General features: G+C 56.1%; 22 protein-coding genes and 1 tRNA gene. 10 read left to right on the forward strand and 13 right to left on the reverse strand.

The window, feature by feature from the left end; all coding sequences use genetic code 11:
• Positions 1 to 9: 9 nt before the first annotated feature.
• Both deoC and HEQ60_RS00210 read right to left on the reverse strand, forming a co-directional pair.
• Entirely contained in the window at positions 10 to 798 is a 789-nt protein-coding gene (gene deoC, locus HEQ60_RS00205; RefSeq protein ID WP_168068374.1) for a deoxyribose-phosphate aldolase, read from the reverse strand.
• A gap of 81 nt (positions 799 to 879) precedes the next feature.
• Positions 880 to 2,124: a NupC/NupG family nucleoside CNT transporter gene (locus HEQ60_RS00210; RefSeq protein ID WP_245183668.1), complete on the reverse strand. Its 1,245-nt coding sequence runs from the start codon at positions 2,122 to 2,124 to the stop codon at positions 880 to 882.
• A 480-nt stretch (positions 2,125 to 2,604) separates the two neighbouring features.
• On the opposite strand from HEQ60_RS00210, the gene HEQ60_RS00215 reads away from it, so the two are divergent.
• Both HEQ60_RS00215 and HEQ60_RS00220 read left to right on the forward strand, forming a co-directional pair.
• Positions 2,605 to 2,680, forward strand: a tRNA-Glu gene (locus HEQ60_RS00215).
• A 138-nt stretch (positions 2,681 to 2,818) separates the two neighbouring features.
• A complete protein-coding gene (locus tag HEQ60_RS00220) occupies positions 2,819 to 3,505 on the forward strand; it encodes an RluA family pseudouridine synthase (protein WP_168068378.1) in 687 nt (228 codons plus the stop codon).
• Here HEQ60_RS00220 and HEQ60_RS00225 read toward each other — a convergent pair.
• Entirely contained in the window at positions 3,502 to 4,554 is a 1,053-nt protein-coding gene (locus tag HEQ60_RS00225; protein ID WP_245183669.1) for a lysine-2,3-aminomutase-like protein, read from the reverse strand. The genes HEQ60_RS00220 and HEQ60_RS00225 overlap by 4 nt on opposite strands.
• Before the next feature lie 41 nt (positions 4,555 to 4,595).
• Here HEQ60_RS00225 and HEQ60_RS00230 point away from each other — a divergent pair, with 41 nt between their 5' ends.
• Entirely contained in the window at positions 4,596 to 5,492 is an 897-nt protein-coding gene (locus tag HEQ60_RS00230; RefSeq protein WP_168068380.1) for a hypothetical protein, read from the forward strand.
• Here HEQ60_RS00230 and HEQ60_RS00235 read toward each other — a convergent pair whose 3' ends face one another.
• The 6 genes from HEQ60_RS00235 to HEQ60_RS00260 form a co-directional block, all read right to left on the reverse strand.
• Positions 5,493 to 6,026 (reverse strand): thioesterase family protein, encoded by a 534-nt coding sequence (locus tag HEQ60_RS00235; protein WP_168068382.1) that lies wholly within the window; start codon positions 6,024 to 6,026, stop codon positions 5,493 to 5,495.
• Between the two features lie 77 nt (positions 6,027 to 6,103).
• On the reverse strand, positions 6,104 to 7,900 hold the full coding sequence (locus HEQ60_RS00240; RefSeq protein WP_168068384.1) for an acyl-CoA dehydrogenase C-terminal domain-containing protein: 1,797 nt from the start codon (positions 7,898 to 7,900) through the stop codon (positions 6,104 to 6,106).
• Between the two features lie 20 nt (positions 7,901 to 7,920).
• A complete protein-coding gene (locus tag HEQ60_RS00245; RefSeq protein ID WP_168068386.1) occupies positions 7,921 to 10,263 on the reverse strand; it encodes a 3-hydroxyacyl-CoA dehydrogenase/enoyl-CoA hydratase family protein in 2,343 nt (780 codons plus the stop codon).
• A gap of 21 nt (positions 10,264 to 10,284) precedes the next feature.
• Positions 10,285 to 11,427: a thiolase family protein gene (locus HEQ60_RS00250; protein WP_168069049.1), complete on the reverse strand. Its 1,143-nt coding sequence runs from the start codon at positions 11,425 to 11,427 to the stop codon at positions 10,285 to 10,287.
• Positions 11,428 to 11,573: 146 nt separating this feature from the next.
• Positions 11,574 to 13,310, reverse strand: coding sequence for a long-chain-fatty-acid--CoA ligase (locus tag HEQ60_RS00255; RefSeq protein WP_245183670.1), 1,737 nt, complete (start codon positions 13,308 to 13,310; stop codon positions 11,574 to 11,576).
• A 133-nt stretch (positions 13,311 to 13,443) separates the two neighbouring features.
• On the reverse strand, positions 13,444 to 14,751 hold the full coding sequence (locus HEQ60_RS00260) for an OmpP1/FadL family transporter (RefSeq protein ID WP_168068388.1): 1,308 nt from the start codon (positions 14,749 to 14,751) through the stop codon (positions 13,444 to 13,446).
• A 213-nt stretch (positions 14,752 to 14,964) separates the two neighbouring features.
• On the opposite strand from HEQ60_RS00260, the gene HEQ60_RS00265 reads away from it, so the two are divergent.
• The 3 genes from HEQ60_RS00265 (at position 14,965) to HEQ60_RS00275 (ending at position 18,073) form a co-directional block, all read left to right on the forward strand.
• Entirely contained in the window at positions 14,965 to 15,429 is a 465-nt protein-coding gene (locus tag HEQ60_RS00265; RefSeq protein WP_168068390.1) for an iron-sulfur cluster assembly scaffold protein, read from the forward strand.
• 86 nt (positions 15,430 to 15,515) lie between these two features.
• Positions 15,516 to 15,989, forward strand: coding sequence for a PAS domain-containing protein (locus HEQ60_RS00270; protein ID WP_168068392.1), 474 nt, complete (start codon positions 15,516 to 15,518; stop codon positions 15,987 to 15,989).
• Between the two features lie 107 nt (positions 15,990 to 16,096).
• Complete coding sequence (locus tag HEQ60_RS00275; RefSeq protein ID WP_416046622.1) at positions 16,097 to 18,073, forward strand: DNA translocase FtsK; 1,977 nt, start codon at positions 16,097 to 16,099, stop codon at positions 18,071 to 18,073.
• A 16-nt stretch (positions 18,074 to 18,089) separates the two neighbouring features.
• On the opposite strand, the gene HEQ60_RS00280 is transcribed toward HEQ60_RS00275, so the two are convergent.
• The 4 genes from HEQ60_RS00280 to HEQ60_RS00295 all read right to left on the reverse strand — a co-directional run bounded on the left by HEQ60_RS00280 (position 18,090) and on the right by HEQ60_RS00295 (position 22,366).
• The gene (locus tag HEQ60_RS00280; protein WP_168068396.1) at positions 18,090 to 18,878 is read right to left on the reverse strand and encodes an alpha/beta fold hydrolase; all 789 of its coding nucleotides are present in this window, start codon (positions 18,876 to 18,878) and stop codon (positions 18,090 to 18,092) included.
• Positions 18,879 to 18,897: 19 nt separating this feature from the next.
• Positions 18,898 to 19,668 carry a peroxide stress protein YaaA gene (gene yaaA, locus HEQ60_RS00285; RefSeq protein ID WP_168068398.1) on the reverse strand — a complete coding sequence of 257 codons (771 nt, stop codon included), beginning with the start codon at positions 19,666 to 19,668 and terminating at the stop codon, positions 18,898 to 18,900.
• Positions 19,669 to 19,747: 79 nt separating this feature from the next.
• Positions 19,748 to 20,941: an acetate/propionate family kinase gene (locus tag HEQ60_RS00290; RefSeq protein WP_168068400.1), complete on the reverse strand. Its 1,194-nt coding sequence runs from the start codon at positions 20,939 to 20,941 to the stop codon at positions 19,748 to 19,750.
• Positions 20,942 to 20,944: 3 nt separating this feature from the next.
• Entirely contained in the window at positions 20,945 to 22,366 is a 1,422-nt protein-coding gene (locus HEQ60_RS00295; RefSeq protein WP_168068402.1) for a bifunctional enoyl-CoA hydratase/phosphate acetyltransferase, read from the reverse strand.
• Positions 22,367 to 22,542: 176 nt separating this feature from the next.
• Between HEQ60_RS00295 and HEQ60_RS00300 the strand changes: the two genes are divergently transcribed.
• The 4 genes from HEQ60_RS00300 (at position 22,543) to HEQ60_RS00315 (ending at position 26,666) form a co-directional block, all read left to right on the forward strand.
• Positions 22,543 to 24,642, forward strand: a complete 2,100-nt coding sequence (locus tag HEQ60_RS00300) for an ATP-binding protein (protein ID WP_168068404.1) — start codon at positions 22,543 to 22,545, stop codon at positions 24,640 to 24,642.
• A gap of 77 nt (positions 24,643 to 24,719) precedes the next feature.
• Entirely contained in the window at positions 24,720 to 24,980 is a 261-nt protein-coding gene (locus HEQ60_RS00305) for a DUF2282 domain-containing protein (protein WP_209315338.1), read from the forward strand.
• 44 nt (positions 24,981 to 25,024) lie between these two features.
• Complete coding sequence (locus HEQ60_RS00310; protein ID WP_209315339.1) at positions 25,025 to 25,885, forward strand: DUF692 domain-containing protein; 861 nt, start codon at positions 25,025 to 25,027, stop codon at positions 25,883 to 25,885.
• Positions 25,869 to 26,666: a putative DNA-binding domain-containing protein gene (locus HEQ60_RS00315; RefSeq protein WP_168068406.1), complete on the forward strand. Its 798-nt coding sequence runs from the start codon at positions 25,869 to 25,871 to the stop codon at positions 26,664 to 26,666. Before HEQ60_RS00310 ends, HEQ60_RS00315 begins: the two co-directional genes overlap by 17 nt.
• Position 26,667: the final 1 nt, after the last annotated feature.

Raw genomic sequence — 26,667 nt, forward strand, 5'->3', positions numbered from 1 at the left:
CTCGTCGCCTTAGTACCTATGCCCTGCCGGGGGGGCGCCTTTGTGGCCAAGGGTGGCCAGAATATCTGCCAAAAGCCCGGATGCACCAAAGCGGAATGTTTCGGGGCCTATCCAGTCAGGCCCCATGATCTGTTCTGCCAGATCAAGATAAAGCTTGGCATCGGCAACGGTCCGGATACCACCCGATGCCTTGAATCCTACCTTCCTGCCACAGTCCCGAATGGTTTCAAGCATGATGCGGGCGGCGTCAGGCGTTGCATTGACATCAACCTTCCCGGTCGACGTTTTCAGGAAATCAGCACCGGCTGCGATACTGATTTCTCCGGCCTGGCGGATCAGGGCAGGATCACGCAGCATGCCCGTCTCAAGAATGACCTTGAGCACCTTGGAGCCAGCGGCTTGGCGGCTTTGTGTAACCACAGACAGACCAGCTGCTGCATTTCCATCCAGCAGCGCAGACCAAGGGAAAACGACGTCGATCTCGTCGGCCCCTTGTTCAATGGCAGCTTCAGCCTCCCGTGCTGCTGCTGCGGCATTTTCCCCGCCGTGTGGGAAGTTGGTAACCGTAGCCAGCCTTATGTGCTTCAAATTCTGCTTCACAAGCGCTGCTCTAGCTGCGGGTAGAAGGTGTGGCCAGATGCATAGGGCGGCCGGAGACCCGAAAGGTGTATCGGCCCTTTCAGCCATTGCAGAGACAGTTGCAGTATTATCCGCTGCATCCAGTGATGTCAGATCCATCAGGGACAGGGCCCGTTTGGCTGTCGTGGTCTGTTGCTGCAGGGTACCTGTATCAGTCATGCATCATTGTCCACAAAGTCAGGTGAAGCTGTGAAAGCCCCGCAGGTCTACCCTGTCAGGTAGCCTGCGGGACAGCTGAAATTAGAGCGACAAGAATATACCAGCAATTGTGGCGCTCATAAGGTTGGACAATGTACCGGCTGTTACAACCCGAAGGCCATACTGTGTGACCTCTGAACGGCGTTCGGGTGCCACAGCCGCAAAGCCACCGGCGAGGATCGCAATGGAAGCGAAGTTGGCAAAGCCGCACAGGGCAAAGGAAACAATGGCAATGGTCCTTGGGTCCAGAGCCTGGAGGCCGCTGGCTGCAACCGTTCCGGCATCTTTGAGATAGGCGGACAGCTGGCTGTAGGCCACAAATTCATTGATGATCATTTTCTGGCCGATAAAGTTACCGGCAATCTGTGCATCTTGCCATGGTACGCCAATCATCCATGCCAAGGGAGAGAAGGCCGCCCCCATCAGGAATTCCAGATTCCATTCCGGATGACCGAAAAGGCCGAAAAAACCACCTACGGCACCATTGCACAGGGCAATAAGGGCAATGAAAGCGATCAGCATGGCACCAACATTCAGCGCAATCTGCAAGCCGACCAATACGCCAGAGGCTGCGGCTTCAATAATGTTGGTCGGACGTTTCTCGTCAAAGTGAATTTCGTTGAATTCAACCTGGCTGGGTTCGGTATCCGGATGAATAAGTTTTGCGAACAAAAGCCCACCGGGAATAGCCATGAACGAAGCCGCCAGAAGGTATTCCATCTTGACGCCCATGCCGGCGTATCCCGCCAGTACAGAGCCGGCAACAGCGGCCATGCCGCTCGACATGACCGTAAACAGTTCCGCCCCGTTCATGCGGTTGATGAAGGGTTTGACGACGGCCGGCATTTCGCTTTGGCCAACAAAAATAGTGGTGACAGCCGAGAAGGATTCCAGTCTGGATACGCCAATCACCTTGTGGAACAGGGTGCCCAGTATGATCACAAACCACTTCATCAGCCCAATATAGTAGAGCACTGAAACAAGTGCGGTTACAAAAATGATGGCACTGAGGACGCGGAAGGCAAAGACAAAGCCACTGTCGCCGAATAGCACAAACATTTTGCTGTCAACAAGGCCGCCGAACAGAAAAGCAGCGCCTTCGTGACCATAATCCAGAACATGGTTTACGCCATTTGCTGCAGCAGCCAGGATATCCTTGCCCAATGGCACAAACAGAACCAGTGCCCCGATGGCAATTTGGCAAAGCAAGGCTGCAACAACAACCCTGGGCCTGATCGCACGGCGGTTATTGGAAATGGCCAAGCCGATCAACAGGAGTACGGCCATTCCAAGGAGGCTGCGCCAAATATCCATAAGTGTCACCTAAATCGTTGACTCAATCATTCGCTTTGTGTGCCACAACCTGGAAAGACAGGCGCCATGTTTCCATGGGTCTAGGCGGCGGAATTCTGCCATGTTCAGAATTGGTCACCGTCATGTGTCTAGCCGTCTCCGGCAGGGCACCAGAACCATAGCAATTCATTCTGTGAAAGCGAGACTTTTATGATGCAGGTCTGAAAAAGCTCGATCATGGACATCATCTTGATTAAGAAAGTGTTTTATGAATGCGCTTTGTTTGCATGTTTCTGATTTTTTCTGACCATTTGAGAAAGTTGCCGAGAGCCACAAGCTTTTCCCATAGCCTCTGATTGCAACCAATTAAATGGTTCGCCTTTTGGTAAATTCCTGCGGAAAAAATGTTATCCTCTGAAAAATAAGGCTTGATTGTTTCGGTGCGGACGGCTACAAACCCGCCGTGCCCACGACGTCCCCATCGTCTAGAGGCCTAGGACACCGCCCTTTCACGGCGGCGACCGGGGTTCGAATCCCCGTGGGGACGCCAAGCGCAAAAGCGGGAGAGGCTCCTTTTCAGGTGAAAAGGTGCCTTTTTTATTACTTTTTTTGGCCTGTTCCGTGATCAGAAGTGTTGCCGTGTTTCTTGATCCCGACGGGTGCTTTGTGTTTGCAGGATGGAACAGTCATGACACCCGATGAAGCCAGACAGCGTGTTCTTTATCAGGATCGACTTGTTCTGATTCTTGATAAACCCGCTGGAATGCCGGTTCATGCTGGACCAGGGGGTGGGGATACGGTCGAGGATTATTTCCGCTATTTGTGTTTTGAACACCCGCGCCCACCATCTTTGGCTCATCGCCTGGATCGGGATACATCGGGATGCCTGGTCCTTGGTCGTCATCACAAGGGGCTGCGGCGGATGGGCAAGCTATTTCAGCAAGGGGCTGTTGGTAAGGTCTACTGGGCTGTGACAAAAGGTATTCCAGACGTTGGTACAGGTATTGTAGACCAGCCCTTGAGCAAGCTGACACCTGCTGGCGGATGGAAGATGGTTGTGGATCCAGCCGGAGGGCAGCCTTCTGTGACCGAATATCGGGTTCTTGGGCGTTCCTCGCAGGGGCTGGCGTGGATTGAATGCCGCCCCAGAACAGGGCGTACCCACCAGATTCGGGTGCACATGGCGCACATTGGTGCCCCGTTGTTAGGGGACCGGGTCTATGGTGATGCGGGTCAGCGGGTCCGCATGCATCTTCATGCCCGTTCGGTCCGTATTCCCCTGTATGCTGAAAAGCCACCGATTTTTGTAGAGGCCCCCCCGCCAGAGCATATGCGGGATGCCTTGAAGGCATGTGGGTGGGACGACGTTCCCTAGGCTTGGGAGTCCGCCCAGTCCTCTGGCCAGCTGGGACCAAGTGGAACCTTGCCCAAGGCGCCGGGACGATCCAAGATATAGTGTGGCAGGGCGATGCCCGTCAGGCGTCCGCGCAAGGCTTTCAACAGGGCGCGCCCCTCCTCTATTTCCAGCCGGAAGTGGCTGGTTCCCTTGGCCATGTCAGGGTGGTGAAGGTAGTAGGGTTTGATCCTGTTGCGCAGGCAGGCCCGGAACAGGGCCTCCAATGCGTCCACGTTGTTGTTGACGTCTTTCAGAAGCACAGTCTGTGAAACAAGTGGAATTCCCGCTTTGCTCAGGTTTCCAACAGCACGGCAGACTTCGGGGGCAAATTCATCGGCGTGGTTGACGTGAATGGCAACCCAGACGGTGGCCCGATCCGGGGATGTCAATGCGGTAACAAGGTCTGGTGTAATGCGCTTGGGGTCATGGATGGGCAGGCGCGTATGGAAGCGAACCAGTTCGATATGATCCATGCTGTCCAATGTGCCAAGGATGTAATGCAGGCGCCGGGGTGACAGCAGAAGGGGGTCCCCGCCTGTCAGGATGACCTCGCGTAGTTCCGTGTGGTTTGCAATATAGGACAAGGCGTTCTCAAGCTCTTCATCGTTCAGGCTTTCAGAGCCTGGCCCGACAACCTCGCGGCGGAAACAGAAGCGGCAGTAGGCTGCGCAGACGTGTACTGGTTTGAGAAGAACCCGGTCCGGGTAACGATGTACGATCCCCGCGACAGGGCTCTTCAGGTTGTCGCCGATCGGGTCAGCCAGTTCATCGGGGGTTGTAACCAGTTCCTTGACAGAGGGGCGGAATTGTCGTGCCAAAGGGCTGTCGTCTGGCATATCAGCCAGTTGACGTTCAAGGAAAAGGGTCGTGCGCACGGCATAACGGTGCGCAACATCCTCAAGCTGGTCCTGCGTTTCTGTCATCGGGTTTGTCATCATGATCGGCAGCGGTATACCCGGTATGGCCCGGAAAGCAAGACGTTTGCATAACAGCTTGTCTGTACAACAGGATTTCTTAACCAGATCCATGGACACTGTTCTTCAAAAGCGGTGAACAGGGAGGCAATGCGGTGCATCATAGTGTTATCAAGGTGGATGTCATGCAGCCTATCCCGTATACGAACCAGAATTTTTATGAAATCGTGTGGGCTGCGCGGCTGGAAGTTTTTCGTCAGGCCCTGGAGGGAGGAGCCAAGACGCCGTTTGATGTTATGGCCAATCTCTGTTGTCTGGAGCAGCAGTTCATGCTTGCTGCAGAGTCGCTACCTTCCACGACAGGCGATGGCACCTCGTACCTTAACGGTGTTGTAAGGCTGGTGCCAAATCCTGACAGCAATCAGCAAAGCCCATCCACACCACTATATAGCTTCAATCAGCCCCTCACTGTGGTCGTGCAGCATTGTGATGATAAGGTTAAGTCTATTGTAGAGCTTGGTGCCGGTTATGGTCGCAACCTGATTGAGCTGCGCCATCACTTTCAGCGGCCTGATCTTGCCCTTATCGGTGCCGAGTATACCCAGTCCGGACGGGACGCCATGGAGTTCTTCAATGCCAGTTTTCCGGATTTGACCCCGATTCAAACAGCTTTTACCGATCACCGTCTGGCATCCTTTCCTTTTATTCCCGGTAAGGACAAGGTGCTGGTTTTTAGCTGTCACTCTCTTGAGCAGGTTGAGAAACTACCATTGGATTTCTTTGTCAATCTCGCAGCTTCCGCGGAAGACATCACCGGTGTTCATATCGAACCATTCGGTTTCCAGGCAGTCCCCAGAAGGGCGTGGAATCATTCTCATTATGATCATAATGCTTTTATCCGCTCCAAGGATTATAACCTGAACATGTGGACGTGCCTGGAACATGCTGTGCGTGAACAGGCTATTACGATAACCGGTGTGGCTCTCAATGCATCCTTTGCCCAGCCGGAGAATCCATCGTCTGTCGTTGTCTGGAAAAAGTGTACCGCTTGATCAGGTCTTGCGTTCCAAGGCAACAACTTCAACATCATTCCAGCTTTCAACCCAATGTGGAAGCGGGGGACGCAATCCTGAATCGGCACCAAGCATTGTGGCAATGTGACTGGGGTCTACAACGCCGGTAGCATCGACAAAGCAGGTTTTTACCATGGCAATACAGGCCACAACGCCCTTGCGGGTCACGAACTTCTGCTCGATCCACAGCCAGCGATCATCCCAGCACACAAGCCGTGTTTCAAGCTGGAACGGCTGAAAAGGCCGCAACCCCTTGCGATAGCGCAGCATCTGGGCCCCGACCATTGCCTGCAGCCTGTTTTTCAGGATCAGCTTCCACATGCCACAGCGCACCATCAGGTCGATCCGGCCAAGATCCATGACCGCAGCATAGTGCGCGTTGTTCATGTGGATATTCAGATCAACATCAGACAGCCATACCCGGCCCTTCAGGACCGAAGTATCGGTAAAGCCCAGCCTTGGCCGGAACCAGACGCATAGCATAAGCCACAGGAAACGCAGCCAGAGAGTCATCGTGGGCGGCCTGCCTGAAAAAAAGAGCCCGCCCTCCCCCGGATTACGGAACAGAAGGCGGGCCAGAGGGAGACATCCTAGAAGGCGTCGTCGGGGAAGTCCATCATGCTTGAAGCACCACTCATCAGCCCGGAAAACAGGGCGCCCGTCTGTGGCAGGACCCGCTGCATGAAGAAACGGGCTGTGGCAATCTTGGCCTCGTAGAATGCGGCATCCCCGTTGGTGCCTGTAGCCAGTTTGTCGCGCGCTACATCAACGCTGCGGCACCACAGATAGGCAATTGCCGTCAGGCCGAAAAGACGCAGGAAATCAGACGATGCCGCGCCGGCTTCATCACGGTTGGCCATGGCCTTTTGTGCGATAAAACCTGTGGCTTGTTGCAGGCGCGTGAACGCCTTGGCCAGCGGGGCAACAAATTCTTCCATAGCCTCATCTTCGCCTTTGGCGGCGATGTAGTTGGATACCGGGTGAAAGAAACGCCGCAGGTAACGTCCGGCAAAAGCGGGCATTTTGCGGCCGACCAGATCCAGGGCCTGGATGCCGTTGGTACCTTCGTAAATCTGGGCAATGCGTGCATCGCGGACGTATTGTTCCATGCCCCATTCACGAATATAGCCATGTCCGCCGTAGACCTGAACGCCCAGGTTGGTTGCCTCCGACCCCAGGTCGGTGATCAGGGCTTTGACGATAGGGGTCATCAGGGCCACCAGATCATCCGCTTCCTGGCGCACATCTGGGTCCGGATGTGCGGTTGCCAGATCCAGCGCGTGTGAGACCCAGGCCACCAAGGCGCGCGACCCTTCCATCGTGGCACGCTGGGTCAGCAGCATCTTGCGGACATCAGGGTGAACCAGAATCGGATCGGCCTTGGCATCGGGGTTTTTGGTGCCACTCAGGGCCCGCCCCTGAATCCGATCGCGGGCATAGGCCACCGCTCCTTGGTACGACGCTTCGCCCAGTCCAAGCCCCTGGACACCAACAGCCAGCCGTTCGGTGTTCATCATCGTGAACATGGCGCGCATGCCTTTATGTGGTTCTCCTACCAGCCAACCGGTGGCATCATCAAAGTTCATGACGCAGGTTGACGATGCCTTGATCCCCATCTTGTGTTCAATGGACCCGCACATGACGCCGTTGCGCTGGCCCGGGTTTCCGGCCGGGTCCGGCAGGAATTTCGGTACCACAAACAGGGAAATGCCCCTGGCTCCCTCAGGCGCTCCGGGCAGTTTGGCCAGAACCAGGTGAATAATGTTTTCGCTCAGGTCATGTTCCCCGGCCGAGATAAAAATCTTTGTACCCGTAATGCGATAGCTGCCGTCCGGATTGGGGTCGGCCTTGGTGCGGATCATACCCAGGTCTGTTCCGCAATGCGGCTCGGTCAGGCACATGGTTCCTGACCATTCACCGGAGACCAGTTTCGGCAGGTAGGTGTTCTTTTGTTCTTCCGTGCCGTAGGCCGACAGCGAGACATAGGCGCCATGGGTCAGGCCGGGGTACATGCCAAAGCTGAGGTTTGACGAGCAGATCATCTCTTCCACCAGGCTGTTGACCAGCTTGGGCATGCCCTGGCCCCCATAGTCTGGAGAGCAGGCAATGGCCGCCCATCCAGCCTCGCAGAATGCCCGGTAGGCATCACGGAAGCCCGAGGGTGTTCGTACCACCCCGTTTTCATAGGTGCAGCCTTCCTCGTCACCGGAGCGGTTGAGAGGGTACAGAACCTGCTCGCAGAACTTTGCAGCTTCTTCCAGCACGGCGTCCAGGACATCCGGTGTCATGTCTTCATAGCCGGGCAGGGTATGCAGCGCGCCACCGTCAAAAAGCTCGTGCAGGACAAAGCGCATCTCACGCAGGGGGGCCTTGTAAGGAGCGGCCATGGCGTTCTTCCTTCAGCTTGTCAGTTACGCAGGGGCTTGCCGGTCAGCAGCATGTGCTCGACCCGGTCCAGTGTGCCTTTCTGGCGTACCAGCCGCATGAAAGAGGACCGTTCCAGCGCAAGAATATTGTCTTCTGTCAGGGTTTCGGTGTGATCTGTTTCTCCGCCGGACAGGATGTTTGCCAATTCCAGGGAAACCACTTCGTCGTACGGTGTTGCCTTGCCCATGCGGCGGAACTGGCCCAGCGCCATTTCCATGGCAACCTTCCCGGTTTCACCCGGCAGTTTGAGTTCGATGGGCTCTGCCGGTTTATAACCCTGAACCATGGCCAGGGCTTTTGCCTTGGCATCGGCCAGCAGGCGGTAACGGTTCATGGTAATGCCGTCACTGTCCCGCAGGAAGCCACGTTCCTTGGCATCCATGGCGGACTTGGCCACGGTTGCGGTGGAAATGGTCTCAAAGGCTTTTGCAACCGGCGGCATTGGCCCCTTGGGCAGGGCCGGATGGATACTCAAACGGTGCAGCATTTCCTTGCAGCCACCCCAGCCAGGAATCAGGCCAACCCCGACTTCAACCAGGCCCATATAGGTTTCTGCATGGGCTTGTACGGCATCACAATGCAGAAGGATTTCACACCCACCTCCCAGTGCCATGCCCGACGGCGCTCCGACAACCGGGAACGGGGCACGTTTCAGGGCCATATAGGCTTTCTGACCGTTTTCCACCATCTCTTCGATCATGGGCCAGGCTGCGATATTGGCTGCAAAAATAGCCAGACCAAGATTGGCACCAACTGAGAAATTGGAGCCTTCGTTGTAGACCAGAAGAGCCTTGAAGCCGTTTTTGGGAATGAAGCGAACCGTCTGACTGATCATTTTCAGGATTTCAGGATCCAGGGAATTCATTTTGGATGTGAATTCCAGACAGGCAACGCCGTCACCGATATCCCACAGCGAGGCCGAGCCATTCTTCAGCAGTGGTTTTGCCGTACGCTTGATATCCTCCAGAAGGATGACGCCATCCGGACGGGTCAGTTCTTTCCATGATCCGTCCGGAGACAGGGCCATCCGCCGCCCGTTCTCAATCCGGTAAAAGCTTTTGCCCGCTGCTGTCTCCAGGAAGGCGGGTACAGGCATGCCTTCCTGCTTGAGGATGGCAATCAGCGCATCGGGGCCGATCTGGTCAGCCAGCTGGAACGGGCCGAATTTCCAGTTATAGCCAAGGCGCATGGCTTCATCGATGTCATCAACCGATGCGGTAACGTCCGGTATCAGGGATGCGGCATAGGACAGCGTGCGGGCCATAACGCGCCGTGCATACCGTCCCCCTTTGTCCGGATGGGACAGAAGAACCTGACCGGCCTTCTTTCCGGCTTCTTTTGCGGCATCAAGCGAAGCCAGCTGAGGCTTGACGGAAACCCGGTACTGCCCGGTTTTCAGGTCGATGCCTTCCTTGATCTTTTCCGTACCGGTCCGGTTGATTCGGTAAAAGCCCCCCTTGCCTTTGCGGCCGGTATAGCCATCGGCAATCATGGTTCGGATCATGGCCAGATCGCGGTTGATAACGTGAAAGGCATCGGTTTTGGGCAGCAGGGACAGCATGGACTGAAGGATGTGCGGCATCAGGTCCAGGCCGACCAGATCCATCAACCCGAAAACCCCGGTTTTGGGAATGCCAAATGGGCGTCCGAGAATGGCATCGGCTTCTTCGATACTGATATCGTTGTCCATTGCTTCGACAACGGCAGCCAGTATCCAGAGAATGCCAAGGCGGTTGCCGATAAAGCCCGGTCGGTCCTGGCAGTGAACAATCGATTTGCCCAGTTTCAGGTCGCAGAACGCGGATACGGCATCAATCGCCTCCGCTCTTGTTTGTGGGCCGCGCACCACTTCCAGCAGCCGCATGTACCGTGGCGGATTGAAAAAGTGCGTGATGCAGAAATCACGGGCAAAGGCATCAGAAAGTCCCTTGGTCAGGCTTTCCAGCGGAATGGTTGACGTGTTGGAAGAGACAATGCAGCCCTTCTTGCGTACGCCATCCAGTTTCCGGTACAGGTCCTGCTTGATATCCAGCCGTTCGACAACGGCTTCGATAATCCAGTCACAGTCGGCCAGCCGCGGCAGGTCATCTTCCAGATTGCCGGTCTGGATGTTTCTGGCGCATCCTTTGGTCATGAAGGGTGCCGGGTCTGCCTTCAACATTTTCTGGACAGCAGTTTCGGCGATGACGTTCCGGTTTTCCGCATCGGCTGGAACGATGTCCAGCAACACAACGGGAATACCGGCATTGGCAATATGAGCCGCAATGCCGGCCCCCATGACGCCGGCTCCGATGACCGCTACCTTGTTGATCGGGGTTGCCATCTGGTGTTTCTCCCCGTGGTGTCAGGATATGGCTTCAAGGATGGTGGCAATGCCCTGGCCGCCGCCGATGCACTGTGTTGCCAGGGCGTACTTGCCGCCTTCGCGTTTCAGGACGCTGGCGGCCTTTCCGACAATGCGGGCACCGGTTGCTCCCAAGGGGTGCCCCAAGGCAATGGCCCCGCCATCAAGGTTGATTGATTTCGGGTTTAGTCCCAAATCGCGGATACAGGCGAGGGACTGGCTTGCAAACGCCTCATTCAGTTCGACAACATCGATATCCTTGACGGCCAGTCCCGCGCGGGACAAGGCCTTGCGGGTTGCCTCCACCGGACCGATTCCCATGATTTCCGGTGCACATCCAGAAACCGCAATGCTCTTCAGCCGGGCAACCGGGGTCAGGCCATGCTTCATGGCATAGTCTTCGGAACAGACCAGAACCGCCGCTGCCCCGTCGGTTAGGGGGGAGGACGTGCCCGCTGTTACGGTTCCCTCTGCATTGAACGCCGGTTTCAGGCTGGACAGGGTTTCCAGCGAGGTATCCGCACGGATGCAGCCGTCGCTGTCGATAACGTCGCCCTTTGGCCCGGTTATGCTGACGATCTCATCCTTGAAAAGCCCAGCCTTGCGTGCCTTTTCCGCTTTTGCATGCGAGGTGACGGCAAACTCTTCCTGTTCCTTGCGTGTAATCTGGTATTTCTTGGCAACATTTTCGGCGGTATCCCCCATGCTGGCAAAAACCTGGGGCATTTTGCGGTAAAGCTCCGGGTGGGGCATCGGGTTAAAGCCCATGATCGGAACGCGGGTCATGCTTTCAACCCCGGCACACAGAAAGACTTCCCCGGCGCCCAGCTGTATGGCACCGGCTGCCTGATGGATGGCCTGCATGGATGAACCGCAGAAGCGGTTGACGGTTACAGCGCCGATCCCCTGTGGCAGTTCAGCAAGGAATCCGATAATCCGTGCGATGTTGAAGCCCTGTTCACCTTCGGGAAAGGCATTGCCGACAATCAGATCTTCCAGGTCTTCCGGTTTGACGCCGCTGCGCTTTACCAAAGCCTTGACAACCTGTGCTGCCAAATCTTCCGGGCGTACCTTTGTCAGTCCGCCTTTGCCGGCAAGGTGAAAGGGAGACCGGGCATATCCGGCGATGACAACATGTCTGATACCCATATTTATGTTTCCTCCACGGAGCATGTCTGCTTCTTGGGCTGATACCAGCCTGAAGTCAGGATGTAGCGATGCCTGTCTGCGTGTGTTCCAAGGCCGTCTGTATGATGTGTAATTGAGACCTTGCGAGAAGCTTGAAGCCGTTACAGGGGGGGATGTTCCTGACCGGACTTGGCAGCTTCTTCGGCAACCAGCTCTTTCTTGGACAGTTTGCCAACAGGGGTCTTGGGCAGTTCATCCCGGATTTCTATACTTTTTGGCATTTCTATTTTTGACACCTTGTCACTCAGGAAATCTTTCAATTGTTCCGGCGTGATGTTGCCTGCATTGTCACGCAGCCGTACGAAGCATTTCGGGGCCTGCCCGCGATAAGGATCGCTAACGGCAATGCAAACGGCCTCGGCAACATCCGGGTGCAGGTACAGGGCTTCCTCGATGACACGTGGGTATATGTTATACCCTCCGGCCAGAATTACATCCTTGATCCGGTCCACCAGATAGACGTACCCATCCCGGTCAATGGTTCCGACATCGCCGGTGTGGAGGCGCCCGTCCCGAATGGATCGGGCGGTTTCTTCGGGACGGTTGTAATACCCTTTCATGACCTGTGGCCCGATGACACATACCTCGCCTTTTTCCCCTCGTGGCATCAGGGTGTCATTGCCATCCAGAGAGCGGATTTCGATCCGCGTGCCGGGCATGGGGATCCCTATGGACCCTGGTTTGTTGATCCCGACCATCGGATTGCAGGTGGCGATAGGAGAGCTTTCGGACAGGCCATATCCTTCCACCGCAATACAGCCGGTCAGTTTCTCGAACTGCAGCTTGACCTCAACCGGCAGCGGTGCCCCGCCGGATATGCAGGCCCGCAGGGACGACAGGTCATAGCGCGACAGGTCCGGAGCGTTCAGGATGGCGGTGAACAGGGTGGGTACTGCGACCATCAGGGTTGGCTTGCTCTGGTTGATGGTCTTCAAAAATCCCTTCAGTTCGAACCGGGGGAGCAGAACCAGTTCGGCCCCGATAGCGGTTCCCAGGTTTTGCAGGGCTGTCATGGCCAGAACGTGAAAGAACGGAATCACGCACAGCATCTTTTCCTGCCCCATGCATACGCCCGGAAACCAGCGTATGGCCTGTTGGCAGTTTACCGACAGGTTGGCATGGGTCAGCATGGCTCCCTTCGGGATTCCGGTGGTGCCACCCGTGTACTGCAGGACCGCGACGTCCTCTACCGGGTTGATAGGGATGCGCCGGAAGTCCCCGGCATTGTTGGTCAGATGATCAAACCAGATTGTCTTGTCGTCATGATCAACCGGCGCTACCTCGGCCCGTTTCAAGGCCGCAAACAGGAAACCTTTCAGGGGCGGCAAAATACGGCGCATCGGGCAAACAATAATGCGGTTGAGCGGAGTGTCCTTCTGTTCCAGCACGTGTCGTACCTTGGGGTACAGCTGAATCAGGTCCAGCGTTACCATGATCTGTACGCCGGCATCGCGTACCTGATTGGCAATTTCGCGTTCCACATAAAGCGGATTGAAATTCACCACCGTGCCGCCGGCTTTCAGGATGGCAAAGTATACGATGGTATAATAAGGGCAATTGGGCAGGAACAGGCCCACATTTGTGCCTTGGCCTACGCCCAGATCCTGCAGGCCGCGGGCCGTGCGGTCAACCAGGATTGCGGCATCCCGGTAGGTCCAGGTTCGTCCCATGAAGTGAAGATAGGGACGGTCGCCATAGTTTTGTACGGAACGGTCCAGCGCAGCATACAGGGGCTCCGGGGTAAACGGGCTGTCCCAGTCCACATCCGGCGTATGGTGGCGAACATCGGCCGCAGACAGGGAAGACAGGGCGGCTGTCGTCTGGACGTCAGGTGTCATCGCAGAATCCCTTGGCATCGACGAGGAGCGGTGAAGCAGCGACAGGCGTATGCGTACGGTGCGGTACAATGCCTGTCGCTGAAGAAAGAGAAATCACCCCCGGCCCATGCCGGGACAGGGGTGATCCTTCTGGTCAGAACCGGGCGGTCAGGCCAAGAGTGACAATATCAACCGATGTATCGAATTTGCCCCGCAATACATCAGTGGTGATGCTGCTCTTGCTGATCGGTGCTTTGCCAGTCCAGATATGGGTGTAGGCGCCGGTCAGGTTGATGCTGTCGGTGATGGCATAACCTGCCCCGAGCGAGGCCCAGACCCGGTTGGAATCCGGAATGCGCGGGGTGCGGTAACCATCCGGTACCGGGGCTTCATCAAAGGCAACACCAAAGCTGAGATCCAGCTTGTCGGTAGCTTGATAGTTGGTACCAACAGCAAAGAACCAGGTGTCTTCCCAGTTTTCCGGATTGACCGTATCGGCGCTGCCATTGGCTTTCTTGACGCGGGTTTCGTCAAACAGGGACCAGTTGGTCCATGCCGCCTCCCCCATGACTGCCCATGCCGGTGTAATGTTATAGGTGATCCCAAGGCTGAGCATGTCGGGGGTGGTCAGCTTCACGCTTCCCTTGGTGTTGGCAAAGCGCGAGTCTGCGGCAAGTCCTCCCACACCGGCAAAGCGGACATCACCTTCCAGTGTGTGCTCAATCCGTGACTTGTAGGCTATGCCAAGGCGTGTGTTGGAAAAGGGCTGTATGGTTGCCCCCATTGTGTACCCGACAGCCCAGTCATCACCACTGAGTTCGCTATACCCCTCGCCAGTTACCGTCCCAGAGCTAGCGGCAAAGTTATTTATTGCAGTGGTCAATGTGGCATCGGCTTTCTGGATGTTGATGCCACCACCAACAGACACCCAGTTGCTGATACGATAGGCAACCGTGGGCTGGACGTTGATTGTTTTCAGCTCGCTCTTCAGGGCATGGAAGCGCCCTTGCCACCCGCTCTTGTAGTCTGTTTTCAGGCCATAGGGTGCATTGATCCCCAAGCCGAATTTCAGGTCATTGCTGTGGGAGTACAGTGCGTACAGCGACGGTACCAGTGCCAGCCCCCCGGCATCACCGCCGTCATTGCTGCCCAGTACGGCAGTGCCCGCCAGCGTCGAGCCATTGTTCTTGAACTTGGCGGATGGGATGACAAACGACATGTTGGCCTGCGCGGCATGCCCCGACAGATGGGTCAGCCCGGCTGGATTGAAATAGATTGTGGACAGGTCCCGTGCGCTGGAAGTGGCGCCGGCAAATGAACTACCTTGCCCTGCTGAACCCTGTTCCCGCAGCTGGAAACCTGATGCCGCCGCGTTCCCTGCTGCAAGAGACAGGGCCAGTGCCGGCGCAAGGGACAGGCAAGCACATGATGTACGATAACGTGATTTCAAGGTAACGGACATATAACTTCCCCCCTGGATGCTATACGATCTGTCTGAGACCCCCCCCCCGTGGTGCATGGCCCCGTAACAGCTTCGCCTCTGGCTCACGGTATCTATGCGGGTAGTTCCGTCAAGTGTTTTCGTACTATGCGTGTTTTCTTTGCATGCCGTGCAGGATCATGATGCTTGTGTTTGTGCTGGACAAGATGACGTGCGCAATGGATGTTTGCCGACATGATCGACCCTGAACTTCTTGACCTTTACTCGGCACGCATGAAAGTGCTGGCGGCCTCGGTGACTGATGCTGTTGTTGTGGATGCTGCACATGCGGTTGTGCAACGCCGCAGCCCACTGTGTGGCAGTCAGGTGACGTTTTCTGTTGTGCTTGATTCGGCCGGGCAGCTTTCTGCCCTTGGCTATGATGTCCAAGCCTGTGCCTTGGCCGCGGCAGCATCGGCTATTGTCGTGTTTGCTGCTCCCGGACTTTCTTTACCTGATCTTTGTGCTGTTCGTGATCAGGTCAGAGCCATGCTGCGGGGGCAGGATGTTGTCTTTCCCGGTGGGCGCTGGGCGGATCTTGATATCCTGCGTCCGGCAGAGGTTGTGCCGTCCCGGCATGGGTCGGTGATGTTGCCGTTCGATACTCTTGTTGATGCGTTTTCACAGGCCCTGGACGCACACTCTTCCGACAATCCATAATACTGCCTCTTGCAGGCAAGGTGTGTGTACCCTACACATAGGGTCCGGCCTTTGCTTTCAGACCCTTGCCAACGGAATCCCCACCGATGAGTCGTCTTGTCCTTGTTCTCCGTCATCCTTGTCTGAAAGACCTGTACCAGTTCTGGTTACGTTTGTGCGATGACGAGACACTTCCCATGGCTGATAACCTAGACCCGTCTGCCATGCGTCCTTGGCTTGATGATCTGGCTGTTGTTGATGTTGCACGCAACGAAGACGGGCAGTTGTCCTACAGCTATTGTGGACGTGGTTTGCTGTCTGTCTTCGGGTCTGATCCGACCGGTTGCCCTGTTGATGACGAGGCGACATGCGAGGAGCCGGCTCAGGCACTGTGCGATGATTACGATCAGGTTGTGCACGAGCATATTCCCTTGGCCCGCGTCTGCGGCGGGGTGTCCGAAGACAGCGACCATACTTGGGAACGGCTTGTTCTTCCGCTGTTCAGTGCAGAGGGGCAGGTGGAGAAATTGCTTTTGTCTGTTTATCGTCTTTCCCCGCCCGCCGGAGCCGTGGTTTCCTGAAGCCATTTTCCCCTGACCCATATTTCAGAGCTAGCTGCATGACCATAGACCAGTTTCCTGCTGACCAGGCAACAAGCCGGGAAGATATTGTTATTGTGCGTGACGCCATGACGGCCGCAGAGTTCAATCTTTGGTGCGCGCTTCAGTCCCGGCCCTATCGCCTGGTGCAGAATGTATGGCCCGATGGTGCGCTGGAGTGGGATGTTGAATACAAGCCAGGACGCCCCGAGGCTGCCATTGTCTATGGGACGGGCCAGGAAGAGGAAGCCTTGGCTGTGATTGCTGCCTTTGCCTTTCTGGCTGGCGTAGAGTGTCACGACCCTGTCGCTGATGTGGAGGATATCGCTTCCGTCGATAGTCTGGAGACAGCTGAGCCTGCTTTGCCGTCTGCGGATTGTGAGGCTGTCGACGCTGGTGTGTGTGACATAGAGGATCCGGAAACGGAAGGTGATGCAGAGGAATACAGCATCCCGGATGATCCTGTTTCTGTTGCGTGTGCGCATGAAGTTGACAGCGATGATGGTTATCATGCTCCTGCCTTTGATGTCCTGCAGTCTCCTCCCGTACGCGATGGAGAGGAAGCCGACGAAACTGTTCTGGCCGAGCATGCGCGGACCCTGGAGACGGTTCTGAAGAATTTCAAGGTTCGCGGCGAGATCATGGAGGTCAAGGCCGGGCCAGTAGTAACGCTGTATGAGTTTGAGCCTGTGCCGGGGACCAAGTCCTCGACGGTGATCAATCTGTCTGATGACATCGCCCGTTCGATGAGTGCGGTAACAGCTCGTGTTGCTGTTGTCCCCGGGCGCTCGGCCATAGGGATTGAGTTGCCCAACGAGGAGCGGGAAACTGTCTGGTTGCGCGAGATGCTTGAGTCCCCCGCTTTCGGGGCTCATGGCGGGCGGTTGCCGTTGGCCTTGGGTAAAGATATTGGTGGGGATCCGGTGGTCGTTGATCTGGCCCGGATGCCCCATCTCCTGATTGCCGGGACGACGGGATCCGGTAAATCAGTTGGCATCAATACCATGATTCTGTCGCTGCTGTACCGTTTGTCGCCGGAACGGTGCCGTTTGATCATGGTGGATCCCAAGATGCTGGAACTGTCTGTTTACGACGGTATACCACATCTCTTGACCCCGGTTGTTACCGATCCAAGGAAAGCCGTTGTGGCCTTGAAGTGGGCGGTGCGGGAGATGGAGACGCGCTATCGCAACATGGCTGCCGTCGGGGTGCGGAATATCGAAGGTTACAACGAGAGGGTTCGTGATCTGGCCGCACGGGGGGAGCAGGTCACCCGCAAGGTTCAGGTTGGTTTTGATCGTGAGACAGGTGAGCCGGAATTTGAGGATCAGATTGTTGACCTCTCACAGTTGCCCTATATTGTGATTGTGGTCGACGAAATGGCCGACCTGATGCTGGTTGCCGGAAAGGAAATTGAGGCCACGATCCAGCGCCTTGCACAGATGGCCAGAGCGGCAGGGATCCATCTGATCATGGCTACTCAGCGCCCCAGCGTCGATGTGATCACCGGTACCATCAAGGCCAACTTCCCGACCCGTGTTTCGTTCCAGGTCACCAGCAAAATCGACAGCCGTACCATCTTGGGCGAGCAGGGCGCTGAACAGCTTCTGGGGCAGGGTGATATGCTGTATATGGCAGCAGGTGGACGTATCACCCGTGTGCATGGGCCCTTTGTATCGGATGCCGAGGTGGAGCGTGTCGTGCGCCACATCAAGGACTTCTGTGGTGAGCCTGACTACCTGCACGCCATTACCGAGGAGGGAGATGATCCGGATGGAGATTCCTCTGACGGAGCGGGGTCTGTTTTCGACAACACGGCGTTGGGTGAGGGGGGCTATGACGATCCCTATGACCAAGCGGTTGCGCTGGTAATGCGCGAGCAGAAAGTGTCGGTCAGCTTTATCCAGCGCCACCTGCAAATCGGCTATAACCGTGCTGCCCGCATTGTCGAGAAAATGGAAACAGAGGGGATTGTCAGCGCTGCCAACCATGTCGGGAAGCGTGATATCCTTGTTTCGGCCAGCCGTTATCTGGCTGGCCGTGACGATGGCTCCAGCACGCTGTAGCCAGAGTGTTGGGGGCTTATCCCTGTTGCAGGAACTCCAGCACGTGACCGATAAATGTTCCCGGGGCTTCAGCATGTGGCCAGTGCCCGCACCCGTCCATACGGACCAGGGCATGATACGGGAATAGGGCCTGAATGCGTGCTTCGCCCCTTGAGGTCACATAGCCTGATTGTCCACCGGCAAGAAACAGGGCCGGGTTTCTGTACGGTGTTGTTTCAATTGTCGCGGGGAATGCGCGGATGGCGTCCATGCTGTCATCTAGGGTTCGCAGATTGATCTGCCACTTCAGGTGTCCCCTGCTTTCATCTGTGACCAGGTTTTGGGTCAGGAACTTGCGCAGGGATTCCTCCGGGATGGCATGGGCCAGTTGAGCCTCGACTTCGGCGCGGCGCGTAACGCCGACAAGGTTTACTGCTTCCATGGCCTGAATATAGGTGCGATGTTCGGCGCTGCCGTAATCGACGGGTGCAATATCGATGACCAGAAGACGCTCCACGCGCTCTGGATGGTGAAGGGCCATGGTCATGGCGATCTTCCCCCCCATGGAGTGGCCGAGCACAATGGTTTTGTGCAGCCCCTGCCTGTCCATCCATTCCATGACGGTGTTTGTCATGGATACGTAGTCAACCGGGCTATCAGTCCATGGGCTGCTTCCGTGATTGGGCAGATCAAGGCAAAAGACGTGGTATCCGTGACCGGACAGGGTCCGGGCAATGGATCCCCAGTTGCGGCCAGATCCGAATAAGCCGTGCAGGATAATCAGCGGCGTTCCAGCGTGGCCATGGTCTGTGTGGGCAAGTAACATGGAAAAGCTCCGGGGTCGTTCAGGGTTGGGGGCGGGAAAAGACCCACGTCGTGGTGTCCGAGCGATCCGGAACAAAGCTGTAGCCACCATCATTGAAACGTTTCAGGTCGTCGGCCTGTTCCAAGCGATTGATTATCATATAACGGGCCATCATGCCTCGGGCCCGTTTGGCCATCAGCCCGATGACACGGCTTTTGCCGTTTTTTTCCTCGTGAAAGGTTGGCGTGATGACCCGGGATTTCAGCTCGGCTCCGGCGGCCTTGAAATATTCGGCGGAAGCCAGATTGATGAGAACTGGTTGCGGCTGGGCTTGTACGTCCCGGTCCAAGTGTGGCGCGATGCGGCCTTTCCAGAAGGCATATAAATCCTGCCCCCGTTCGTTGTCCAGACGGGTTCCCATTTCCAGGCGATAGGGTTCAATGGCATCCAGCGGCCGAAGGACCCCATAAAGGCCGGACAGGATACGCAGCCTGTCTTGTGCCCATTCCAGATCAGACTGGCTCATGGTGCTGGCTTGCAGACCAATGTATGTATCACCGGCAAAGGCAAGAACAGCGTGTTTGGCCTGCTCCGTGCTCTCTGTCTGGCCCATATGCTGGAAGCGGGCGTAGTTCAGGTCTGCCAGCCGATCGGAAAGTTTCATAAGCCGGCGCAGATCATCCGGGGTCAGGCGTTGTGCCCGTTTGGCCAGTATGGCTGTATCCTCGGCCAGAACAGGCCGGGTTCGGGGTAAATGGGGTGGAGGAGCTGAGAAGTCCAGATTTTTGGCTGGAGAAAGAACGGCAAGCATAAGCACCAGCATCTGTGGATTGGAAAAGCAACATGTATATTTGACCGTGAAAGACGCCGGGGGCAAGCCCCGGTCATGATCACGGTGCGTGTTCTATCAAGCGGGCCGTATGGCGGGCGATCATCAGTTCTTCGTCGGTAGGAATAGCCCAGACAGCAATAGGACTGTCATCGGTACTGATGCGCAGGGCATGGGTTGTATTCGCCGCAGGGTCCAGCTTGATTCCCATCCACGATACCAAGGCGCAGATCCTCTTGCGGATTTCGGCCGAGCGCTCGCCAATGCCGGCTGTGAAAACCAGGACATCAAGCCCACCAATGGTTATCGCAAGGGCCCCGATTTCCTTGGCGGCCCTGTATACGAACAGATCAATGGCTTCCTGTGCTGCCGGAGAATCACTGTCCAAGAGTATTCTCATGTCATTTGACAGGCCACCGGAAACGCCGAGCAGTCCGGACTCCCGGTACAGCAGTTTCTCCAGTGCCGGTACATCCAGTTTCTCTTGCTGCAAAAGGTGCAGGATAATCCCCGGGTCCAGGGAGCCGGGGCGCGTGCCCATCATCAGCCCATCCACGGCTGTAAAGCCCATGGAGGAATCAATGGCAACCCCGTCTTTCATGGCGCACATGCTGGCACCACTGCCAAGGTGTGCAGCAATAACCCGTCCCTTGGCCCGTGTCGGGTCCAGCTCAGCAAGACGGCCTGCGATGTATTCGTAAGAAAGCCCGTGAAAGCCGTAGCGTTTGATTCCGGCATCCAGATAGCGTCGGGGCAGGCCAACCAGTGATGCTTCCGGGCGTTTATGGCGGTGGAAGGCGGTATCAAAACAGGCAATCTGTGGAAGCGCGGGATACAGCTTTGCCAAGGTTTCAATGGGGGCGAGGTTGTGGGGTTGATGTAGCGGGGCTAAGGGAACAAATACCCGCAGTTGCTCCAGAATAGCGGGCGTTACCCGTACCGGGGCATCATGGAGCATACCCCCGTGTACAACCCTGTGCCCTGCGGCCCGCAGCTGCAGCTGGTTTCCTTCTGTCGCGTGAATCCAGTCGATCAGGCGTTGCAGAATGTCCTGGTGTGTTCCGGAAGGCCATGGCTCGTTGGCAACCGGTTCACCAGAACGGTTTCGGGCAATAAGGCGGGGTGTAATACCGGTTCCTATCCCTTCAACCTGTCCGTGGAGTTTTGGTGCAAGGGAACGGCCAGCCAACGCAAAGACCGTGAACTTGACCGAAGATGAACCCGCGTTGAGAACCAGGATACCTTCTTCAGTCATGACCTAGCCAACCCCCGTCACGAGTTTTTGTTTTCCTGTGCGCCGGGCCTGGGCATAGCGTGCCGCGACCACACAGGACGCCAGACGTGCCTTGGCGCTGTCGGCCCTGCTGGTCAGGATAATGGGGACCCTTGCCCCCAGAACAACGCCGGCGGCTTCAGCCTCAGCCAGATAGCACAGCTGTTTGGCCAGCATGTTGCCGGCCTCCAGATCTGGTACCAGAAGGATATCGGCATTGCCGGCAACCGGGCTGCTGATGTTCTTGATGCGGGCGGCCTCGCTGGAAATAGCGTTGTCAAACGCCAGGGGTCCATCCAGGATTCCGCCACGAATCTGACCACGGTCTGCCATCTTGCACAGCGCGGCAGCTTCGATGGTTGACGTGATTTTTGGGTATACCGTTTCGACAGCCGACAGGATGGCCACCAAAGGCTGCTCCACTCCCATGATGCGCACAAGGTCGATGGCATTCTGGCAGATATCGGCCTTGTCTTGCAGCGACGGATAGATATTGATAGCAGCATCCGTAATAAACAGGGGCTTGGGATAGGCTGGCGTATCAATAATATAAACGTGACTGATCCGTCGTCCGGTGCGTAGGCCCGTATCACCTTTGGCCACTTCGTGCATCAGTTCATCTGTGTGGAGGCTTCCCTTCATCAGCGCTTCGCATTCCCCTGTGCGACACAGGCCGACAGCCGTAGATGCGGATGCATGGGAGTGTTCTGTATCGATGATCCGGCAGCCATCAATATTGATGCCAAACTCCCGTGCAATAGACCGGATCCGTTTTGATGGCCCGACCAGCACAGGGGTGATCACGCCGTGCCTTGCCGCATCCATAGCCCCGGTCAGGGACACCTCGTCACAGGGATGACATACTGCAACCTTGACAGGTTCGGTTGCTTGCGTGGTTTCCAGGAGCCGGCTGAACACATGGCTGCGCCGCCGCACCGTTATTTCAGGAAGTGGGTCTGCCGAAACGGTTACTTTCTCGATCGGGGCTTCTACAGTTGCGTAGCCTTCCACAACCATTTCATGGCGCTGGTTTACGCCTTGGCAATGAAAAACGATGATATGCTCGTCTTCCCTCTTTTCCGTTGCCGTCAGTGTCAAGGTCAGAGTGTCGCCTAATTCCACCGCCCTGAGGAAGCGCAGTGTTTGCTCCCGGTACACAGTTCCAGGGCCGGGAAGTTCATTGCCAAGCAGGGAGGAAAACAGGGAGCCTGCCCACATGCTGTGCCCGCTGACCTTGCCGTTCTTCAGAAGCTTTGCAGCCCATGCATCATCAAGATGTGTGGGGTTATGATCAGAAGACATAATTGCGAAGACTTCAGCATCTTCCCGGGTCAGGGTACGGGTCAGCGACGCTGTGTCACCAATACAAATTTCGCTGAACGTACGGTTTTGCAGCGTGATGCGCATGGAATATTTCCAGTTTTCCCGACGATTCCTGATCGTCTACAATGGAACGGGCAACAGGCAACGTGCAAGCGCGAAATGGTTACAGACTGTCACGAATCCAGGTACCAGAACTTGAGAAGACAAGGTGGGATGGGCACAATACCCGCCTTGGCACAGTGTTCTGGATTATACCCTGCATGATGGATCTTGATGATGCGATCGACTTTCTGCCCGAGCCAGCCGGTACCGGCGTTGCTGCGGATGGATTGATACCGCTTCCGGCAGAAACAGATCCTTCCATGCAGGATGCATGGAAGGTCTTGGTTGTTGATGATGACGTCGAGGTTCATCATATCACACGTATTATTTTCAGCGATTTCAGTTTCCGTAGTCGTCCTGTCCGGATGCTGTCAGCGTACTCGGCCCGTCAGGCTGTCTCTCTCCTCGAGCAGAACCGCGATGTTGCGCTGATGCTTCTTGATGTTGTCATGGAAACCGAGAATTCGGGCCTGGAACTTGTCTCGCATGTTCGTGACATCATGAAGCTGGATGCCATGCGTATTGTGCTGCGGACCGGACAGCCCGGGCAGGCCCCGGAGCGGGATGTCGTGATGCGTTACGACATCAATGACTACAAGTCGAAGACAGAGCTGACGGCCCAGAAATTATTGACCCTGACCATTTCGGCATTGCGTGCCTATGAGGCTATCGAGGCACTGGAAGACAGCCGTCGTGTTCTGGCTGACAGCAATGTGGCGCTGGAGCAGATGGTGGAGGAGAGAACGCGGGCCTTGTCGGCAAGCGAGGCTCATTACCGTGCGGTTCTTGATGCTGTTCCGGAAGGCGTTCTGGTCACGGATGACCAAGGTGCCATTCTTTCAGCAAGTCCTGCTGCCGCAGCTATTTTTCGTTCATCTTCCTTGGTTCACAATGGCCTTTCGCTGAAGGATCTGGTTGCTCCTCCGCATAGTACGGATGTTCTGCGTACCTTCGCCGAGTGCCGTGCCGGTCGTGTTATGCCGCAGCAATGGACAGAAGCCAGTGAGGTGACTGGGCAGCGTCTGGATGGGTCTGTCTTCCCGATGGATCTGTCCATCAGCCGTATGGAGCATCAGGGCATTCTGGAATTCGTTGCAACCGTGCGTGACGTGACCCAGCGCCACCAGTATCAGGAAACCCTGCGTCAGGCCCGCTTGGATGCCGAGCAGGCAGCGCGGGCAAAATCGGATTTTCTGGCTGTCATGAGCCATGAAATCCGGACTCCCCTGAACGGCATTCTTGGTATGGCCCAGATTTTGCGCGACGATCTGGATGACGAACACTTGAAGGAACTGTCCGACCTGATTTTGCGATCCGGTGAATCCCTGCTGAAAGTTCTGAATGACATTCTGGATTTTTCCAAGCTGGAGTCGGGACACTTTGATCTGGAAACAGTACGTTTCGTGCCCCGTGACATGATCCGCGATGTAATGGCGTTGATGGCAGGCGCTGCTGCCGAGAGGGATATCAGTCTGTCATGGGATGCCGAAGGGCCTGTTGATCTTCCGGTCTTTGGCGATCCATCCCGGCTGCGGCAGGTGTTGCTCAATCTTTTGTCAAATGCCCTCAAGTTTACAGAAAAGGGATATGTGTGTCTGCATGCGGAAGCCGCTGTTGTTCCTGCAGAGGGGGAGCATGCTGATGATGATTATGGATCCATGTTGCTGGATCTCCGTGTTGTGGACAGCGGCATTGGCATTCCGGATGAACAGCTCGATCGTTTGTTCGAACACTTCTCGCAAGCAGACAGTTCCATTTCCCGGCGTTTCGGGGGTACGGGTCTGGGGCTGGCCATTTGCCGAAAGATAGTTGGTGCGATGAATGGCCGTATTACTGTGCACAGCCAGGAAGGGCAGGGATCATCCTTTACAGTTCGGGTCATGCTGCCGTGTGCTCCGACAGTGGATAGCAACCTTGATCGCGTAGAGGGGGCAGATGGTCGCTCCCATACCTTGGACTATACGATCCTTGATCACCTTGATCGTGCTCTTGGTTCCGAGCAGGTGGACGTGTTGCTGGGTATTTTCCTGGATGATGTCCGGGCCCTGTGTGGTGGTGCAGACGCCAAGAATGGCACGTTGTCTGTTGCCGATCTTCAGCTGACAGCCCGTCGTATGGGGTGTCAGAAACTGGCAGAACTTCTGGTTGCTGGTGGTTCGGATGGAGCTGTGTTGAGGCAGGCTCTTGATGAAACGCTGGCCGCGTTGGCCCTGCGTGGCAAGCAGCGATCCGATCTTTCTCCGCTCACACATATGTGATCAGTGTGATCCCCTGATTTTGCTAGACTGTTGCGTCCGCGGGGAGTGCGGGTAATTTTGAGCAGGGGTGTTTCATCATGAGAAATATGGCCAGAACCATGACTGTTTCGGCGGCCGCCTTTGTGATGGCGGTTGGTGCTGTTTCGCCGGCTGTTTTTGCGCAGGCTGAAATGGAAAAGTGCTACGGTATTGCTGCGGCTGGGAAGAATGACTGTGCAACAGCTACATCATCGTGTGCCGGAACATCCAAGGTAGACCGCCAGGGTGATGCTTTCATTGCTGTTCCCAAGGGAACCTGCACCAAGATTTCCGGTGGTTCCCTTGAGCCGAAAACGTAACAGCGCGGTTCTGTCCTGTGGGTATGTGGATCCCGGATGCAGGTATGGCTCCTTCTTCCATGGTTGGAATTGGGTTCAGGCCGCAGCATCATGCCGATCTTGTCAGGCTGCATCCGGGTAAAGAATTCCAGCCGGGCTGGTTGGAAATTCACCCCGAAAATTATTTGATGGAGGGTGGAGGGCTGCTGGCTGCGTTGTGTCAAGTTGCAGAACGGTGGCCCCTGTCATTTCATTCTGTAGGATTATCGCCTGGTTCATCCTGTGGCGATGACCGTGCGTTTCTCACGCGTATGCTGGCGCTATATCGCCGCTTCAATCCATGCCTGTTTTCTGTTCATCTGGCGTGGAGCACGCATGATTCCTCCTATTTTAATGATCTTCTTCCCATGCCGCTGACGTACGAAACCCTGGACGTTGTGGTACGTAATGTCGATGTACTCCAACAGGCGCTGGGGCGGCCTATCCTGATTGAAAATCCGTCCAGTTACCTTTGGTTCCGCCACTCTGTTATCCCGGAGCCCGAGTTTCTTGCAGCCCTGGTGCATCGGACGGGGTGTAGATTGCTGCTTGATCTCAATAATGTCGTGGTCAGCTGCCATAACATGGGCTTGGATTACCAGCCGTGGATGCGGTCGTTCCCTCTCGATTTAGTGGAAGAAATTCACGTAGCCGGCCATCATCAGACTATTCTGGATGATGGCCGGACCCTGAAGATCGATGATCACGGGAGCCGTGTGTCATCTTCGGTGTGGGATCTTTTGCGACAGGTTGTTGCGATACGTGGTGTGCTTCCAGTTCTGGTGGAGTGGGACACTAACATTCCCCCCTTGGCCACGCTTTTGGATGAAGCCGCTGTAGTACAGGATATCCTGCTTCAGGAGGACGCCCGTGCCTGTCTTTCCTGATCGCCTGGCCCCGTCCTGGGCGGATTTGCAGTCGTACTTTGCCAAGGTTCTTCTTGGGCAGAACGACACCTTGCATCACCTTGATGAATGGCTGGAAGGGCCGGGGCTGTCTGTTCACCGGAATACGATTCTGTTCGGTCAACTTGATGCCATGGCTGCTGTTTTTCCAGCTGTGCGCCGCTTGGTTGGCGCAGATTGCTTCCAAGGCTTGGTTCGGGCCTTTTTCAGGGCCCATCCCGTTCATGTTCCGTGCCTGGTTGATGCTGGAGAGGGGTTTCCTGCATTCCTGGGCGGGCAGGAAAGTCTGTCTGCCATGCCCTGGCTGGTCGATGTGGCTGCCCTTGAATGGGAATGTCATCGTGTCAGCCGGCATGCGGAAAGCCCGAATCTTGACCCTGCCAGTCTGTCTGGTCTTAATCCTGCGTTTATTGACGATCTTGTCTTTGTCCCTCGTGCGGCTTCGTGCCTGTTCTCATCTTTGTGGCCGGTCAATACCATTCGGCTGGCCAACATGGTGCCGTGCGCAGATCAGGATGTTGCCACTGTTTCCCTTGGCGATGGGCCCGAATTTTTGTTGCTGGTGCGGCCTGGCAGTAAGGTTCTGGTGGAACATATTGGCCAGCCTGGGTCTGTATTCCTGCAGCGGTGCTTTTCCGGTGAGCGTTTCGGACAGGCTGCATCGGGTACCTTGGCATTGCATCCAGACTTTGACCTGCAGGCTTTCCTGATCAGGGCGCTGGGCGGGCAATGGTTCGCCGGAGTCCGGTCTTCGGGAGAGTGAA

This window comes from Haematospirillum sp. H1815 (assembly GCF_012102705.1).
Lineage (GTDB): Bacteria > Pseudomonadota > Alphaproteobacteria > Rhodospirillales > Rhodospirillaceae > Haematospirillum.

Excerpts from the sequence above, each read along its gene's own strand:
- HEQ60_RS00280 (WP_168068396.1), bottom strand. The coding sequence starts at position 18,878 with ATGTTACTTGCCCACACAGACCATGGCCACGCTGGAACGCCGCTGATT.
- HEQ60_RS00260 (WP_168068388.1), bottom strand. The coding sequence starts at position 14,751 with ATGTCCGTTACCTTGAAATCACGTTATCGTACATCATGTGCTTGCCTG.
- HEQ60_RS00275 (WP_416046622.1), top strand. The coding sequence starts at position 16,097 with ATGACGGCCGCAGAGTTCAATCTTTGGTGCGCGCTTCAGTCCCGGCCC.
- HEQ60_RS00220 (WP_168068378.1), top strand. The coding sequence starts at position 2,819 with ATGACACCCGATGAAGCCAGACAGCGTGTTCTTTATCAGGATCGACTT.
- HEQ60_RS00255 (WP_245183670.1), bottom strand. The coding sequence starts at position 13,310 with ATGACACCTGACGTCCAGACGACAGCCGCCCTGTCTTCCCTGTCTGCG.
- HEQ60_RS00300 (WP_168068404.1), top strand. The coding sequence starts at position 22,543 with ATGATGGATCTTGATGATGCGATCGACTTTCTGCCCGAGCCAGCCGGT.
- yaaA (WP_168068398.1), bottom strand. The coding sequence starts at position 19,668 with ATGCTTGCCGTTCTTTCTCCAGCCAAAAATCTGGACTTCTCAGCTCCT.
- HEQ60_RS00305 (WP_209315338.1), top strand. The coding sequence starts at position 24,720 with ATGAGAAATATGGCCAGAACCATGACTGTTTCGGCGGCCGCCTTTGTG.
- HEQ60_RS00225 (WP_245183669.1), bottom strand. The coding sequence starts at position 4,554 with ATGGATCTGGTTAAGAAATCCTGTTGTACAGACAAGCTGTTATGCAAA.
- HEQ60_RS00310 (WP_209315339.1), top strand. The coding sequence starts at position 25,025 with ATGGCTCCTTCTTCCATGGTTGGAATTGGGTTCAGGCCGCAGCATCAT.
- deoC (WP_168068374.1), bottom strand. The coding sequence starts at position 798 with ATGACTGATACAGGTACCCTGCAGCAACAGACCACGACAGCCAAACGG.
- HEQ60_RS00290 (WP_168068400.1), bottom strand. The coding sequence starts at position 20,941 with ATGACTGAAGAAGGTATCCTGGTTCTCAACGCGGGTTCATCTTCGGTC.
- HEQ60_RS00270 (WP_168068392.1), top strand. The coding sequence starts at position 15,516 with ATGAGTCGTCTTGTCCTTGTTCTCCGTCATCCTTGTCTGAAAGACCTG.
- HEQ60_RS00210 (WP_245183668.1), bottom strand. The coding sequence starts at position 2,124 with ATGGCCGTACTCCTGTTGATCGGCTTGGCCATTTCCAATAACCGCCGT.
- HEQ60_RS00265 (WP_168068390.1), top strand. The coding sequence starts at position 14,965 with ATGATCGACCCTGAACTTCTTGACCTTTACTCGGCACGCATGAAAGTG.
- HEQ60_RS00235 (WP_168068382.1), bottom strand. The coding sequence starts at position 6,026 with ATGACTCTCTGGCTGCGTTTCCTGTGGCTTATGCTATGCGTCTGGTTC.
- HEQ60_RS00245 (WP_168068386.1), bottom strand. The coding sequence starts at position 10,263 with ATGGCAACCCCGATCAACAAGGTAGCGGTCATCGGAGCCGGCGTCATG.
- HEQ60_RS00295 (WP_168068402.1), bottom strand. The coding sequence starts at position 22,366 with ATGCGCATCACGCTGCAAAACCGTACGTTCAGCGAAATTTGTATTGGT.
- HEQ60_RS00240 (WP_168068384.1), bottom strand. The coding sequence starts at position 7,900 with ATGGCCGCTCCTTACAAGGCCCCCCTGCGTGAGATGCGCTTTGTCCTG.